The sequence below is a fragment of the Propionivibrio sp. genome (assembly GCF_041441355.1).
In the GTDB taxonomy this organism is placed as follows: Bacteria; Pseudomonadota; Gammaproteobacteria; order Burkholderiales; family Rhodocyclaceae; genus Propionivibrio.
The window spans coordinates 39,446-54,769 of record NZ_JASDTF010000037.1 but is presented as its reverse complement, the minus strand read 5'-3'; the positions used below and the strand labels follow the sequence as shown (position 1 = coordinate 54,769).

Annotated in this window: 14 protein-coding genes; 6 read left to right on the top strand and 8 right to left on the bottom strand. The window is 65.2% G+C overall.

What is annotated here, in order from left to right; translation table 11 throughout:
• Nucleotides 1-49: 49 nt before the first annotated feature.
• A complete protein-coding gene (gene ccmB, locus QMB55_RS12620; RefSeq protein ID WP_497589069.1) occupies nucleotides 50-718 on the bottom strand; it encodes a heme exporter protein CcmB in 669 nt (222 codons plus the stop codon).
• Nucleotides 712-1,371, bottom strand: coding sequence for a cytochrome c biogenesis heme-transporting ATPase CcmA (gene ccmA / locus QMB55_RS12615; protein WP_497589068.1), 660 nt, complete (start codon nucleotides 1,369-1,371; stop codon nucleotides 712-714). The genes ccmB and ccmA overlap by 7 nt, the downstream gene beginning before the upstream one ends.
• A gap of 200 nt (nucleotides 1,372-1,571) precedes the next feature.
• Here ccmA and QMB55_RS12610 point away from each other — a divergent pair, with 200 nt between their 5' ends.
• The 4 genes from QMB55_RS12610 (at nucleotide 1,572) to hypF (ending at nucleotide 6,784) form a co-directional block, all read left to right on the top strand.
• A complete protein-coding gene (locus tag QMB55_RS12610) occupies nucleotides 1,572-2,552 on the top strand; it encodes a cytochrome c3 family protein (protein WP_497589067.1) in 981 nt (326 codons plus the stop codon).
• The gene (locus tag QMB55_RS12605) at nucleotides 2,545-3,159 is read left to right on the top strand and encodes a cytochrome b/b6 domain-containing protein (protein WP_497589066.1); all 615 of its coding nucleotides are present in this window, start codon (nucleotides 2,545-2,547) and stop codon (nucleotides 3,157-3,159) included. Before QMB55_RS12610 ends, QMB55_RS12605 begins: the two co-directional genes overlap by 8 nt.
• A gap of 59 nt (nucleotides 3,160-3,218) precedes the next feature.
• The gene (locus tag QMB55_RS12600) at nucleotides 3,219-4,286 is read left to right on the top strand and encodes an ethylbenzene dehydrogenase-related protein (RefSeq protein ID WP_497589065.1); all 1,068 of its coding nucleotides are present in this window, start codon (nucleotides 3,219-3,221) and stop codon (nucleotides 4,284-4,286) included.
• 185 nt (nucleotides 4,287-4,471) lie between these two features.
• Nucleotides 4,472-6,784, top strand: coding sequence for a carbamoyltransferase HypF (gene hypF / locus QMB55_RS12595; protein WP_497589064.1), 2,313 nt, complete (start codon nucleotides 4,472-4,474; stop codon nucleotides 6,782-6,784).
• 74 nt (nucleotides 6,785-6,858) lie between these two features.
• Here the strand turns inward: hypF and QMB55_RS12590 are convergent, their stop codons facing one another.
• The 5 genes from QMB55_RS12590 to QMB55_RS12570 form a co-directional block, all read right to left on the bottom strand.
• Complete coding sequence (locus QMB55_RS12590) at nucleotides 6,859-7,722, bottom strand: hypothetical protein (RefSeq protein WP_497589063.1); 864 nt, start codon at nucleotides 7,720-7,722, stop codon at nucleotides 6,859-6,861.
• Between the two features lie 212 nt (nucleotides 7,723-7,934).
• A complete protein-coding gene (locus QMB55_RS12585; RefSeq protein ID WP_497589062.1) occupies nucleotides 7,935-9,446 on the bottom strand; it encodes a tripartite tricarboxylate transporter permease in 1,512 nt (503 codons plus the stop codon).
• A gap of 76 nt (nucleotides 9,447-9,522) precedes the next feature.
• Nucleotides 9,523-10,023 carry a tripartite tricarboxylate transporter TctB family protein gene (locus tag QMB55_RS12580; RefSeq protein ID WP_497589061.1) on the bottom strand — a complete coding sequence of 167 codons (501 nt, stop codon included), beginning with the start codon at nucleotides 10,021-10,023 and terminating at the stop codon, nucleotides 9,523-9,525.
• An 81-nt stretch (nucleotides 10,024-10,104) separates the two neighbouring features.
• Nucleotides 10,105-11,091 (bottom strand): Bug family tripartite tricarboxylate transporter substrate binding protein, encoded by a 987-nt coding sequence (locus QMB55_RS12575; protein ID WP_497589060.1) that lies wholly within the window; start codon nucleotides 11,089-11,091, stop codon nucleotides 10,105-10,107.
• 100 nt (nucleotides 11,092-11,191) lie between these two features.
• Nucleotides 11,192-12,223 (bottom strand): 4-hydroxythreonine-4-phosphate dehydrogenase PdxA, encoded by a 1,032-nt coding sequence (locus QMB55_RS12570; protein ID WP_497589059.1) that lies wholly within the window; start codon nucleotides 12,221-12,223, stop codon nucleotides 11,192-11,194.
• A gap of 201 nt (nucleotides 12,224-12,424) precedes the next feature.
• Between QMB55_RS12570 and QMB55_RS12565 the strand changes: the two genes are divergently transcribed.
• Nucleotides 12,425-13,126, top strand: a complete 702-nt coding sequence (locus QMB55_RS12565; protein ID WP_497589058.1) for a GntR family transcriptional regulator — start codon at nucleotides 12,425-12,427, stop codon at nucleotides 13,124-13,126.
• Between the two features lie 551 nt (nucleotides 13,127-13,677).
• Here QMB55_RS12565 and QMB55_RS12560 read toward each other — a convergent pair.
• Nucleotides 13,678-14,661: a sugar-binding transcriptional regulator gene (locus tag QMB55_RS12560; protein ID WP_497589057.1), complete on the bottom strand. Its 984-nt coding sequence runs from the start codon at nucleotides 14,659-14,661 to the stop codon at nucleotides 13,678-13,680.
• Between the two features lie 185 nt (nucleotides 14,662-14,846).
• Here QMB55_RS12560 and derI point away from each other — a divergent pair, with 185 nt between their 5' ends.
• Nucleotides 14,847-15,305 (top strand): D-erythrulose-4-phosphate isomerase, encoded by a 459-nt coding sequence (derI, locus tag QMB55_RS12555; protein ID WP_497589056.1) that lies wholly within the window; start codon nucleotides 14,847-14,849, stop codon nucleotides 15,303-15,305.
• The last annotated feature ends 19 nt before the right edge of the window (nucleotides 15,306-15,324 follow it).

Genomic DNA, 15,324 nt, shown 5'->3' with positions numbered 1-15,324 from the left:
TGCGCCTTGCAGCCGGTCGCCAGGGCACAGTGGGTGGGAGGTACAGAGGTCATTCCAAAGCAATCCGGATGGCCGCCGCGGTCGCCCACGGCGCAAAAAACACGCCGCCCAGGCTCAGGGCAGCCAACAAGGAAAGGTGGGCTTGCGCGCCCATCCCGGTTGCCGTCGCTTCGACGGCCCCGGCGCCGAATATTAGCACCGGAATATATAGGGGCAGCACCAGCAGCGACACCAGCACCCCGCCGCCGCGCACGCCCAGCGTCAGCGCCGCGCCGATGGCGCCGATGCCGGACAGCGCCGGGGTGCCGATCAACAGCGCCAGGGTCAGGGTCAGCAAGGCGTCGGGCGCCAGGTCGAACTGCAAACCGAGCACCGGCGCCAGCAAGGTCAGCGGCAGGCCGGAGACCAGCCAGTGGGCAAGCACCTTGCCGATCACCGCCAGCGCCAGCGGCTGCGGCGCCAGCGCCAGTTGTTCGAGGGTGCCGTCGCGCAGGTCGTCGGCGAAGAGGCGCGGCAGCGAGAGCATCGTCGCCAGCAGCGCGGCGACCCACAGCACGCCGGGCGCCAGCGTGCGCAGCAGCTCGGGCTGCGGCCCGACGCCAAGCGGAAAGAGGCTGACGACAATGATGAAGAAGAAAAGCACCGAGGCAAGATCGCTGCGCCGGCGGAAAGCCAGTCGCAGGTCGCGAAGCACCAGCGCGTACACCGGACTCAGCATCCACCGCCCTCCGGAGCAACGCGCCCGGCCCGCCCGGGCGGCCGCAACTCGAGGCGGCGCACCTGGGCCGCCGCCAGCTCGACCGGCTGGTGGGTGGTGAGCACGGCCAGTCCGCCGCGCTGCAGGTGCGCGCCGATCAGGCCGACGACGACGCCGATCGCCGCCGGGTCGAGTGCCACGTAGGGCTCGTCGAGAATCCACAGGGTCTGGCGGTTATGCACCAGGCGCGCCAGGGCGGCCCGGCGTTTCTGCCCCTGCGACAGGTAGCGGCAGGCGAGATCCTCGCGGCCGGCAAGGCCGAAGGTCTCCAGTGCCTCGAGGGCGGCGTCCTCGTCGAGCGTCTGCTCGGCCAGACGCGCGGCGCTGAGCAGGTTTTCCAGCGGGCTCAGCTCATCTTTGATCGCGTTGGCGTGCCCGAGGTAGAAGATTTCGCGCCGGTAGGCTTCGCCCAGACGGCCGATCGGCTCGCCCTGCCAGCGGATTTCGCCCGCCACCGGCGGTGAAAAGCCGCACAGCATGCGCAGCAGGCTGGTCTTGCCGCAGCCGTTCTCGCCGGCGACGTGCAACACCGCGCCCGCCTCCAGCCGGAGGTCCACGCCGGAAAACAGGCGACGGTCGCCGCGCTGGCATTCCAGACTGGTGGCTTCGAGCATACGGAGGCGGTTCCGGAGAATTACGGATCGTTATTGTGCAGCGCGCAGTGTAGCGTGGGATTGATCAAGATCATACTTTGCGCCGCCGCCTCACGAGCCCGGCACGACCCCGCCGTTACGGGTGACAAGCCGGGCAAGGCTCAATATATTTAGATCAGCGCATCGTTTGCATCGAAACTCTGCCGAAGGGAGAGCGCCGCGTGCAACACCCCCTCCGCCTGTGGATGCTGTTCCTGCTCTTCTGCGCCGCTGCCGCGCCCCTGCCCGCGTCGGCGGACACGGCCAGCAGCGAGGAAAGCGTGCGTCAGGCCAATGCCGCCTGTTTTTCCTGCCATGCTCCGGCGGCCATCCACAACCCGCCGCGCCCCGGGCTCGACCTCTCGGCCCTGACCAAACTGGCCAACAGCCCGACGCCCGAAACCTACCCCGGCTCGAACCACGGCAAGGTCGCGTGCACGCAGTGTCACGGGCGCGTCTACGACGACTACCCGCACCCCGAAGGCGCACGGGAAAAGCGCAGCGACTGTGCCGAATGCCACGCCAGCAAGGTGATGCGCATCGAACAGCAATTCGACGCCTCGGTGCACGCCGTCCGCCTGCGCGAACGCTTCACCTGTTCGACCTGCCACGACCCGCACCGCGACCTGATCGCCTACCGGCTTGTCGAACCGCGCCGCATCGTCGCGCAGGACAACCGCCACTGCCTCGGCTGCCACGATTCGGACGCGGCCTTCGCCCGGACGTTCAGCCATCTCGCGCCGACCGACGGCACGAGCCCCAAGGCGCGGCCCGACATCGACCGTATCCACGCCTGGCTGCCCAACACCCGCCTGCACTGGGAATCGGTGCGCTGCGTCGAATGCCACACCCCGGCGGGCAAATCCCTCTCGCACGAAATCCTGGCCAAGGACCGCGCCGAACGCCAATGCGTGGCCTGTCACAGTCAGGACAGCGCGCTCAAGACCCGCCTCTACCGGCACCTTCAGAAAGAAGAAAACGAACGCCTCGGTTTCTTCAACAGCATCATCCTGACCCACGCCTATGTCCTCGGCGCCACGCGCAACCCGCGGCTCGACGCCATTGTCGGCGGGCTGTTCGCGCTGACCCTGCTCGGCATCCTGGTCCATGCCGCCGGCCGCGTGCTCGGCGGGTTCCTGCGCCGGAGGCGTAAAGATGAGTGAACGCGTCTATCTGTTCCCCGCCTGGGTCCGTCTCTGGCACTGGCTTAACGCGGCCCTCATCCTGGTGCTCGCAGCCACCGGGCTGAGCCTGCATTACTCCGACCCCAAGCTGCCGCTGCTCGACTTCGAGCTGGCGGTCCGCATCCACAACGCCTGCGGCATCGCGCTGGCCGTGACCTACCTCTTCTTCCTCGCCGCCAACGCCAAAAGCGGCAACTGGCGCCACTTCCTCGTGCTCGGGCCGCACGCCCGCCAGCGCCTGCGGGCGCAGCTCGCGTGGTACGCCTGGGGTATCTTCCAGGGCGCGCCGCACCCGCACGAACCGAGCCCGGACGCGCCGTTCAACGTCCTCCAGGCGCTCACCTACGCCGGGGTGATGTACGGCCTGATGCCGGTTCTGATCGGTAGCGGCCTCGTCTTCCTTTACCCCGAACTGGCGCCCGATCAACTGTTCGGCTTCGACGGCCTGCTGCCCATCGCCCTTCTGCACTACCTCGTCGCGATGGCGTTGCTGCTCTTCCTGCTCACCCACATCTACCTCGGAACGACGGGCCGCACGCTCGGCCAGATGTTCCGCGCCATGGTTTCCGGCTGGCACACGCATTGACGCATGCGCCCGATGCGAGTGCCGGTTTTTGTCCGTTGGTTCACCGAAGGAGGAAGGTAATGAAGATCGTCCGTACCCCGCTGGCCCTGGCCGTCGTCGCCGTGCTCGCCGGCACCTCCCTGGCTGCCCAGGCGCAGGAAAAACCCAAATCGTTCAAGGCGGTCGACGTCGTTGCCGTCAAAGCCGCCAGCGCCCCCAAACTCGACGGCATGGCCGACGACGCGGTCTGGAAGAGCGCGCCGGTGGTCAAGTTCTCCGCCGTCAAAGGCGCCAACTTCAAGGACGGCAAGGGCGAGACGCAAGGCACGGTGCAGGCCGTCTACGTCGGCGACATGCTGTACATGCTCGTCACCTACGACGATCCCACGCTTTCGGTGCGCCGCAGCCCGTTCCAGAAGCAGGCCGACGGCAGCTGGAAGAAGCTGGCCGACCCGAACGACAAGGGCGGCGACAACAATGTCTACTACGAAGACAAGATGGCCGTCATCTGGAACATCGACAACTCGATCTTCGGCTTCAACGAGCGCTTCTCCTGCCAGGCGGCCTGCCACGCGGGTGAACCGGGCAAGCCCTACGGCAACAAGTACACCACCGAGGAAGGCGAAATCGGCGACATCTGGCACCTCAAATACGTGCGCGGCGGCTTCCTGGGTCAGATCGACGACCAGTATGTCGACCACACCCGGCATGACCCAGCCAAATCGCCGGACGCCGGGCGCAAATCCGACCCGAAGACGGGCGGCGGCTACGAGGACATCAAGCTCGTCGACGGCAAACCCGAGTTCATGAACAAAGACGCCAAGCCGGCCAACAAGGGCGGCACCTACTGGCTCAAACCCGAAGACAAGGTCGCCTTCGACGACAGCAAGTTCAAGGCCGGCGACGAAGTGGCGTCGATCCTCGTCGCGCCGTTCACCGGCGACCGCGGCGACATCGCCACCAACGCCCGCTGGGCGAACGGCAAGTGGACCGTCGAGATCGCACGCAAGCTGGTGACCGGTTCCAAGTTCGACGTGAACTTCAACGACCTCACCAAGGCTTACGGTTTCGGCATCGCTTTCTTCGACAACGCGCAGGTTCGGCACGCCTACATCCAGGAACCGCTGCTGCTGAAATTCAAGCCATAAGCGTCGACCGGGGCGGCCGCAAGGCGCGGTCGCCCCGTTTTTTCTCTTTCTCCGGTGTCCCCGGCGCGGAATTTCCGATTCCCCGCCGAGTGGGCTAGAATGCGCCCCGAATTCCACCCCCGCCCGGAACCCCACCGGCATGTCGGCGCCAGGAGCCCGCGCCCGACCGAGATTGGACCCGAACCGTGCACGCCCACGAAAACGTCAACACCGTCTGCCAGCGCATCCGCCTGAGCGGCGTCGTCCAAGGGGTCGGTTTCCGCCCCTTCGTCCTCCGTCTGGCGAAGGAACTGCAGCTGACCGGCTGGGTGCGCAACGACGCGCTCGGGGTCGAGATCGAAGCCTGCGGGAATGCCGACGCCGTGGCCGAACTCGTCCAGCGCCTGCACCAGGAAGCCCCGCCGCTGGCGCGCATCGACGCGATCAGCTCGCGCTACACCGCCTCGATCACGATCTCAGACGACTTCTACATCCTCGACAGCCGCGGCGGCCGCGCCGCGACGATGATCGGCCCGGACACAGTGATCTGCCGCGACTGCCTGCAGGACATGTTCGACAGCAAGGGCCGGCGCTGGCGTTACGCTTTCTCCAACTGCGCGCACTGCGGCCCGCGCTACACCATCTGCCGCAACCTGCCCTACGACCGCGACCGCACCAGCCTCAAGCGCTTCGCCATGTGCCGCAAGTGCCAGGCCGAGTACACCCGCCCGGACGACCGCCGGCTCCACGCCGAAGGCAACTGCTGCCCCAAATGCGGCCCTCAGCTCGCCTTGCTCGACGCCCAGGGCGCGCCCATCGCCGGCGACCCGATCGCGCAGGCCTACCGCCTGCTGACCGAGGGCAAGATCGTGGCGATCAAGGGCCCGGGCGGCTTCCAGCTCGTCTGCGACGCCCATAATCCGGACGCCGTGGCCGCCCTGCGCAAACGCAAGCAGCGCCCGGTCAAACCCTTCCCGGTGATGTTCGCCAACGCCCTCTCGGCGACGGCCTACGTCCAGGTCAGCGTTGGCGAGCCCGGGCTGCTCAACCTGCCCGAGCGGCCGATCATCCTGCTCAGAAAGCGCGAACGCTGCGACCGCGACCTGCCCGGCGCCGCGCCCGGCCTCGTCTGGCTCGGCGTGCAACTGCCCTTCTCGCCGATCCACTACCTCATTTTCCACGAAGCCGCCGGCCGCCCCGACGGCACCGCCTGGCTCGACACCGCGCAGCCCTTCGCGCTGGCGACGACCAGCGGCAACCCGCACCGCGAACCGCCGGCGATCCACAACGACGACGCCTTGGCCCGCCTGGCCGGCATGGCCGACGCCTTCCTCGTGCATGACCGCGAGATCGTCGCCGCCAGCGACGACAGCATCGCCTGCTCCGGCCCTGGCGGCCTGCAGCTCGTGCGCCGCGCACGCGGCTACGTCCCGCGCAGCGTCAAGCTGCTCGAAGCCGGCCCGCCGGTGCTGGCCGTCGGCGCGCTGGCCAAGAACGCCGTGTGCATCACCCGCGGCGACGAAGCCTACGTCTCGCCGCACATCGGCAACCTCGCCCGGCCGCCCGTCGAACGCCACTTCCGCGACACCATCGAGCACATGCTGCGTTTGCTCGAGGTCAATCCCGCCATCGTCGCGCACGACCTCGACGGCGACACCCCGGCCAGCCGTTACGCCGCCCAGTTCGCCGCCCGCCAGGGCATCCCGCTGCTCGGCGTGCAGCACCATCACGCGCACATCGCCGCCATCCTCGCCGAACACCGGATCAGCGAAGCGGTGGTCGGCATTGCCCTCGACGGCGTCGGCATCGGCAGCGACGGCACCGTCTGGGGCGGCGAGCTGCTGCGCGTGGACGGGGCCTGCTTCGAACGCCTCGGCCACATCCGCCCCTATCTGGTGCTCGACGAACCCTACGCCGCGAGCGCGCCCTGGGCCCTCGCCGCCGCCGTGCTGCAATGGCTCGGGCGCGGCGACGAGATCGAACGCCGCTTCGCCAAGGCCAGGAAACTCGAATCGATCGCCGACGCCCTGCGCAGCGGCGCCAACTGCCAGCCCAGCACCAGCATGGGCCGGCTCTTCGACGCCACCGCCGGCCTGCTCGGCCTCACCCGCGACGCCGCCTTCCGCGGCCAGGGCGGGCTGCTGCTCGAAGGCCTCGCCGAACGCCACGGCCCGACCGAACCGCTGGCCGACGGCTGGACCTACGATGGCAACGCCCTCGACCTGCGGCCGATGTTCTCCGCCCTCGCCGATGAAAAAGACCCCGGGCGCGGCGCGGCCCTGTTCCATTCCACCCTTGCCGCAGCCCTCGCCGACTGGCTCGAACGCCACACCGCCGCCGGCGCCACCGTCGTCGCCGGCGGCGGCTGCCTGCAAAACCAGGTGCTCGGCCGCCTGCTGCGCAACACCCTGCACGCCCGCGGCCTGCACCTCATCGAAGCCCGCCGCATGCCCCCCAACGACGGCGGCCTGGCGCTCGGCCAGGCGTGGATCGCGCTGCAGTATTTGATGCGGGAGTAGGGTGCTCCGAGCGGAGAACAGTGAGGCCTGACGTTGAGGTACATCAACGGGGATGCGCTCACCTTAAGTGCCGTTCAACGCCTGGAATCGCCGGACTTTTCACGAAACCCACTCAGCCATTCCGAATATTGTTCGTCAGGCGGCATTAACCCTCTAGTCTTTTCTGGCGACATCTCGATAGCGTTAACTTGCTCAATAACACCTCTGTACTGAGTCTTGAAATTGTTCAAGACCTTTTCGCCATGCATTGCTAAATCCTTGCATAACAGACAGCTAAAGAAAATAACATCATCGGTCTGTGTTTTAAGATTCGTCATTGAGTCAATGTATTCCGTGCTGACATGGCCTTCGCCATATGGCCTTCCAAAGTAAAGGGCTGGCAGCATTACATTGCGAGTATCCTGCGGTAGATCTTTGAACTTTGAAATAAGGCCATTTCTGTATGTAACCGTCTCATCCAAAGAAGAAATGACGCCGGCTATAGTAGCCACAAGTGCAAGCGGCCGCCCAGTAACCGACAGCTTTTCATACACGAGAGAACTCAATGCGTCTATCTGAAAAGCGGGAAGTGAAATGCTTCTGAAATCGGCTTCAAATTCAAATGGAGTGTCTAGAGAAATCTCTCCAGAATCACGCTTCTTCAAGAAACACTCCAATTCATCTCTCTTCTTAAAAAAAGTATCACACAGCCCTTTTGTTTGTTGCTCCTTCAACGATATCGCTGCATTGCACACCATAAACGAAAGCGTAATTGCAGCATTCGAATTCCGAATCTGGGCCTGAAACTCAGCACGCACTTTACTGCGCTCGGCAATTTTCTGAGCTGCGTAAGCACCGGCATATGCTCCAACTAGCGCCCCAACTAGAGATGTCGTGAACGACGAATTCGAGATTACCGACAAAGTTTCTAAAGTCATTAATTCAAGAAGGCTGGTCATAGCAATATCCGTGTTTTGATTCGAGACGCTGACATGACACATAACAATTAATCAGGTGATTCGTTCCCCCGGCATTCGGATTATGCTCCTGTTTTTTTCCGGTCACCAAGCCACCCAATCGCAGGACAAAAAAACGGCGCCCCAATTGGGACGCCGAGAGCAATGCGACGCAAGCGCCGCTGCTGCCTGCTACCTGTTCTTGACGGCCGCGCTCAGGCGCGGGCCTCGGCCGGTTGGGCGCGCAGCTTCTTGATCAGCGACGCGATCATCGGCCAGAAGAGGAGGACCAGGGCGAGGGTGGTGATGGTGCCGACCAGGCCGTTCGACCAGAAGATGCCCATCGAACCCTTGGAGAAGATCATCGACTGGCGGAAGGCGTCTTCGGCCTTGTCGCCGAGGACCATGGCCAGCACCAGCGGGGCGATCGGGTAGTCGAGCTTCTTCAGCAGGTAGCCGAAGACGCCGAAAGCGAGGCCCAGCCAGAGGTCGAGGCGGGCGCCGCTGATGGTATAGGCGCCGATGAAGCAAACGACGACGATCATCGGCCCGATGATCGAGAAGGGGATGCGCAGGATGGCGGCAAACAGCGGCACGGTGGCGAGCACGAGGACGACGGCCATGACGTTGCCGAGGTACATGCTGGCGATGGTGCCCCAGACGAAGTCGGGGCGCTCGATGAAGAGCATCGGCCCGGGGGTGAGGCCCCAGATCATCAGCCCGCCCATCATCACCGCGGCGGTCGCCGAGCCGGGCACGCCGAGCGCGAGCATCGGCAGGATGGCGCAGGTGCCGGCCGAGTGGTCGGCGGTTTCGGGGGCGATGACGCCGGCAGGCTCGCCCTTGCCGTAGGCCTCCTTGTTGCGCGAAAAGCGCTTGGCGAGGCCGTAGCTCATGAACGAGGCGGCGGTCGGTCCGCCCGGGGTGATGCCCATCCAGCAGCCGACGAGCGCGCTGCGCAGCAGGGTCAGCCAGTATTTGGGCAGCGAGATCAGCGCCCGCAGCACGTCGCGCGGGTTGATCCTGGCCTTGATGCCTTCGAAGCGCAGTCCTTCTTCCATGGTCTGCAAGAGCTCGCCGATGCCGAAGAGGCCGATGACGGCGACGAGGAAGCTGATGCCCTTGACGAGTTCGGGGAAGCCGAAGGTCAAGCGCATGCTGCCCGAGATGGTGTCCATGCCGACGCTGGCGAAGGCAAAACCGAGCATCATCGAGACGATGGTCTTGAACGGCGAGGCGTTGCCCATGCCGATGAAGCTGCAGAAGGTGAGCAGATAGACGGCGAAGTATTCGGGCGAGCTGAACTTGAGCGCAAATTGCGTCACCCAGCCCGAGAGCAGGGTGATGACCACCACGCCGAAGAGGGCGCCGGTGCCGGCCGAGGTGAAGGCCAGGGTGAGGGCGTGCGTGGCGTGGCCTTGCTGGGCCATCGGGTAGCCGTCGAAGGTGGTCGCCACCGAGGAGGGTTCGCCGGGAATGTTGAACAGGATGGAGGTCGTCGAGCCGCCGAAGAGGGCGCCCCAGTACATGCTGGTGAGCAGGATGATCGCCGACACCGGGTCCATGGTGAAGGTCAGCGGCAGGAGCAAGGAAACGCCGTTCGGCGCGCCGAGCCCGGGCAGCACGCCGACCAGGATGCCGAGCAAGACGCCGGCGGCCATCAGCAGGATGTGATAGGCCGAGAAGGCGATCTCGAAGCCGTGCATCAAATTGGCGAAGTTATCCACAACATCCTCCCAAAACAATACCCACGCATGGAGTACCGGATACGTGCCCGATACTTATTGTTTGTCTCAAACGGAATCAGTGCAGCTTGAGCCAGGCTTCGACCGGCCCTTTGAGCAGCGGCACCTGGAACCAGATTTCGAACACCACGTAAAAGATCAGCACCGACGCGACGCTGATCGCGCCGGCCTTGAGCGGACGGTAGCCGCCCTGGAAGACCATCGCGCCGAACAGGTAGAGCAGCAGGCCGACGTAGAGGCCGAGGAAGTTGGCCACCAGGACGAAGGCCGCCATCGGCAGGCTGAAGGAGAGCACGCGCTGGCCTTGCTCGCGGGTCAGGAACACCGCTTTGCGGTCGCGATGCTTGATCACCGCCTGCACCAGCGCACCGAGGCTGGCGACGATGACGATGAGGCCAATGTAGAAAGGAAAGTATCCGCTCTGCGGCCCGGCTTCATCCCAGCCGATGCCATCGCCAACCGAGCCGAAAACGGCAATGGCGCCGATGGCGGCGGTAAACAGCGCGACCGCGACCTCCATCGTGAGGCGGGTCACCAGGGTTTCGGACGAAGAACGCATGCTCGGCTCCATAAACGACGTCGAACTGACGGCGGCGGGCTGCCCCGCCGCCGGAACTTGCTCTAATGACCTTGAAACGCTTTACTGCGCCAGCCAGCCTTCACGCTTGAAGACTTCGGCCGCACGCTGGGCGTCGTTCTTCACATACGTTTTCCACTCATCCCCGGTCAGGAAGCGATCGGTCTGCGAGGTGCGCTCGATGTAGGCCTTCCACTCCGGCGTCTGGCGGACCTTGTCGAGCATCTGCGTGTAGAACTTGACCGCATCGGCCGAAACCCCGGCCGGCAGCCAGACGCTGCGCGGCATCTGGTAGCTCTCGATCGGCAGGCCCGATTCCTTACAGGTCGGGATGTCCGACCAGGCCATGTCCTTGGTGATCTTCGGACCAGCGGCCATGCGCTCGGCGCTGAAGATGCACAGCGGACGCACCATGCCGGCCTTCCACTGGCCGATGTTCTCGCTCGGGTTGTTCACGTTCGAGTCGATGTGCTTGCCGGCGAGCTGCACGCCGGCTTCGCTGCCGCTCTTGAACGGGATGTAGGTGAACTTGGCGCCGGTGGCAGCGCTGATCATGCTGGTCAGCGTCTGGTCCACGTCCTTAGACTGCGCGCCGCCCATCTTCAGCCCTTCGGGCTTCTTGGCCGCGTCGATGTAGTCCTTGACCGTCTTGAAGGGAGCGTCGGCGTTCACCCAGATCAGGAATTCGTCCTTGGCCATCGCCGCCACCGGGGTGAAGCTCTCGGCGGTGAAGCCCATCTTGGCGACCAGCGGCTGCAGGTACTGGTTGTTGGTGCCGAAGGTGACGCGGTAGGGGTCGCCCGGCTGGCTCGAACCATACACGAAGCCTTCGCCGCCGCCGCCGCCGCCCTTGTTGACGACGACGATCGGCGCGTTCATCAACTTGTACTTGACGATGATCGACTGGATGGTCCGGGCGAAGGTGTCGGTGCCGCCGCCCGCACCGGCGGTGACGACGAATTCGACAGGCTTGTCGGGAGTCCAGGCGCTGGCGGCACTAGCGAACAGCGCGCCGGCAAGCAGGGCGACGGTCGACTTGATCTTTGACATCGATTACTCCTTTGCTGTGTTGAAGCACGGTGGAAAAGACCTCAATGTTTGCGACGTATTCTTACCGATTCAAATGTCCTGCGGGCCGGCGCTTGAGCGATCAGGCGCCCGGTTTTCGCTGCGCCGCCATCTGCGCGGCCAGGAGCAGCGCGGCGCGGCTGGCGCCAAGGTTGGCGATGCCGCGCCCGACGATGTCGTAGGCGGTGCCGTGGGCCGGGGTGCAGATCGGGAACGGGAAACCACCGAGCAGGGTGACGCCGCGGTCGAAGCCCATCAGCTTCATCGCGATCTGGCCCTGGTCGTGGTACATGGTCAGCACGGCGTCGAAGTCGCCGCGCTTGGCGCGCACGAACACCGTGTCGGCCGGGTAGGGGCCGGAGGCGTTGAAACCGCGCGCCTGCGCCGCCTTGACGGCGGGCTCGATGGTGGTGATCTCGTCACGGCCGAAGTTGCCGCCGTCGCCGCCGTGCGGGTTGAGGCCAGCCACGGCGATGCGCGGGTTCTCCAGCCCGGCTTCGCGCAGGCAGCGGTCGGCCAGTTCAAGCTCGGTGAGGATACCGTCGATGGTAATCGCGCCCGCGACTTCGGCGAGCGGGATGTGCGAGGTGACGCGGCAGTTCCACAGGCCTTCGAGAATGTTGAATTCGCGCGCCGCGCCCTTGAAGCCGATGATTTCGGCGATGTAGCGGATCTCATCGTCGTAGGCCGGGTAGACGTAGCGCATGGCCTGCTTGTTGAACGGGGTGAAGCAGACCGCGTCGGCCTCGCCGCGATGCGCCATGAGCAGCGCCTGACGGAAGTTTTCGAGCGCGAAGGCGCCGCCTTCGGGGGTCGCCTCGCCAACCTTCACTTTGGCCGGGTCGAGGTGGCCGAGATCGACGAACACCGGGCGCGCACCGGGAACGATCGGCGTTCCGGGCTTGATCACGTCCAGCTCGGGGCTGATCCCGGCGATGCGGGCGCCGGCTTCGAGGATGCGGAGGTCGCCGAAAACGACGAGACGCGCCGCGGCTCGAATTTCTTCGAGTCCGAGCAACTTGACCGTCAGCTCGGGACTGATCCCGGCCGGGTCGCCCATTGCCAGGGCCAGGATCGGAAGAGACGCGCCGGTCGCGCAGGCATTCGTATTCAAGGCAGCCTCCTAGTCAATTTTTTCCCCGCATGGTGCGGTTCAGATGTTTATTTGTCAATAAAAATGTAACACGCTGAATTCAGAATACAACACCAAACGAAAAAGGCGAACCCGGCGCGCGTCTTTTTCTTTGCGCCTTGCCGGCGCCCCGCGCAGAATCTCTTCCACACCCCATAAAACCAAGACCAGGAAGGAGATGCGATGAGCCTTGAGAGCGATGCAGCCGTCCACACCCCGGATCAAACGCCGGCAAGCGAGGTCGCCCCGATCGAGCGCCCGACCCTGCACCACGTCGTCGTTTCGCGCGTGCGCGACATGATCATCGAGGGGCGGCTGGCCGCCGGAGCGCGCATCCACGAAGGCCAACTCGGTCAGCAGCTCGGCGTCTCGCGCACCCCGCTGCGCGAAGCCCTGAAAGTGCTGGCCAGCGAAGGCCTGGTCGAACTCGTCCCCAGCCGTGGCGCCCTGGTTCGCCAGCTCACCGGCAAGGACGTTCAGGACATGCTGGCCGTGCTGATCGCGCTCGAAGACATGGCCGCGCCCCTGGCCTGCAGCCACGCCAGCGACGCCCAGATTCAGGAAGTCCGCCAGCTGCACGACGAAATGCTGGCCTTCTACCGCGCCGGCAACCGGCTCCAGTACTTCAAGCGCAACCAGCAGATCCACACCCAGCTGATCGCCATCAGCGGCAACGAGTCGCTGGCCCTGGTGCATGAAACCGTGCAGTCGCGCATGCGCCGCGTGCGCTACCTCGGCGACCAGGACGACAGCACCTGGAAAGGCGCGGTCAGCGACCACGAAGAAATCATCGCTGCCCTCGAAGCCCGCGACGCCGCACGCCTCAAGCAGGCGATGACGCATCACCTGCAGCAGACCTGGGAACGCGTGCGCGACCGGTTTTGAACGCTCCGCCGGAGGCTTGCTCCGCGCCGCTAAGTCCTGCCGGTCCTGAACGCACAACGGGCTGTTTGAACTGCTGCGTTCCGCGGTCGGCTGCGCCGACTGCCCTGCGCGACTCGCCGGCCCGGCGGCCTTGCTCGGCGCGGCACAGGGGCGAAAAAGCGTCGCGGCGTAGCGGCCGCATGAAGGAAATGACGCGACAGGACTCCCGGCGCTAAACGACAACGCCCAGCAAGGCCCGTCCTTATTGGCCTGCAGCCGCCGCAGCGCGCGTCCATATAGGCCCCTGGAAGGCGCCGAGCAACGCAGGGGCGGGCGGAAAAAGGGCGAGCACTGTTTGAGGGCCGCAGGCCCGAGTTGCGCAGCCCCCGCCCGACCTGAGTCGCGCAGGGAAACCCGCGCAGCGGGGCGCCGACCTGGGGTCGCCTTTTCTTTGCCGACTTTCTTTTGGCGACGCAAAAGAAAGTCGGCCGCGCGTCAGGCGCGGAAAATAGCGGACGAAGAATCCTCAACCGCAACAGAATCGGCAAAGCCGGCAGCGGCACCGCAAAAGCTCAGCCCCCATGCCGGGCGAGCACAAACCTCGCCACATCCTCGTCGGTCACCAGGCCGTTCACGTACTGGGCGGCCAGCACCGCGGAAACCACCTCAGCCTTGTACTGCCCGCCCGAAACCAGCAGGCTGTTGGTCGCGGCCTTGAGGTCGCTCGGCGGCAGGGCGATCACACTGCGGTTGAGCTCGTGGTCCACCGGTTGCCCGGCGGCGTCGATGAAGGTGCCGAGGATTTCGCCGATCGCCCCGCAATGGCTCAGCTCGGGCAGCCGCTGCTGGACACTGCGAATCGTCGTCAGCTTGGTGCGCGGGGTGAGGTCGCCGCAGGAGACGATGGCCAGATCGGCAGCGCGCGCCCGGGCCATGACTTCATGCACACCCGAATGGGTGAGCAGGATTTCGCGGCTCTCGGGGCTCGGGCTGTAAACCGGCGCAGTCAGGTAGTAGCACTCGGCGCCGAGCGTTTTGGCCAGCTCGGTCGACACCTCGAAGGTATTGGTTTCCGAACCGCGCGTCAGCCCGCCCATCAGCGACACCACGGCGCAGTGCGGCAGACGCCGCGCGCGCATGCGGCGGATGCTGGCGCTCAGGGTCCGCCCCCAGCCGATCGAGACGCACTTGGCGTCGGCGATCAGGTCGTCGAGCAGAGCACCGGCGGCGTCGCCGAGCATGCGCCGCTGCTGTTCGTCGTCCGCCACCGACGGGACCACGACCGCAGCCTTGAGGCCGAAGGTTTTCTTGAGCCGTTCCTCAAGTTCGACGCAGGCGACGAGCGGCAGGCGAATGTCGACCACCACCGAGCCGTCGGCGCGCAGCTGGCCGACGATTCGGTTGACCCGAACACGCCCGATGCCGAGGCGTTCCGAGATTTCCTGCTGAGTCAGCCCGGCGATGTAGTAGTACCACGCAATGCGTGCCCGCAGGTGCTGTGCGCCCAATCCAGCGCCCTCGTCGACGCCGCTTTCATTCACCTCGTTCTCGTTCATCCGCCCCCCGTGATCAGCATTGGTAACGTCAGCGCTGGCGCGCGCATTCTACTCCCGGAGTGCCCGCTTCTCCGCCGCGCATTCCGCGCGAAAACACAGCGCAGATACAATTGTTGTTGCTGAAATACAAATGTATTACACTTTCCTGCAGAAATGAACACTCGTTTTTTTGAAAGGGCTTTCCCATGAAACTTGCCATCGCCGGAGACAGCGCCGGCCTGCCGTTGGTCGCCACCCTGCTTCCCCACCTGCGGACCCGCGCCGGGCTCGAAGTCTGCGACCTGAGCCAGGCACCGGACGGCACCAAAGAGTTTTACGCCAACCTCGCCGAACGCGTCGCTCTGGCCGTCCGTTCCGGTGAATACGACCGCGGCATCCTGATCTGCGGCACCGGCATCGGCGTCGCGATGTCCGCCAACAAGGTGCCCGGCATCCGCGCCGCGCAGACCCACGATCCTTACTCGGCCGAGCGCGCCGCGAAGAGCAACAACGCCCACATCATCACCCTCGGTGCCCGCGTCGTCGGCAGCGAACTGGCCAAGACCATCGTCGACGCCTGGCTGGCCGCCGAATTCGACCCGGCCGGCTCGTCGGCCGACAACGTGCTCGCCATCGAGGCGCTGGACGCCAAATATCACCCCTGATTTCCTGAACTTTTTCTTT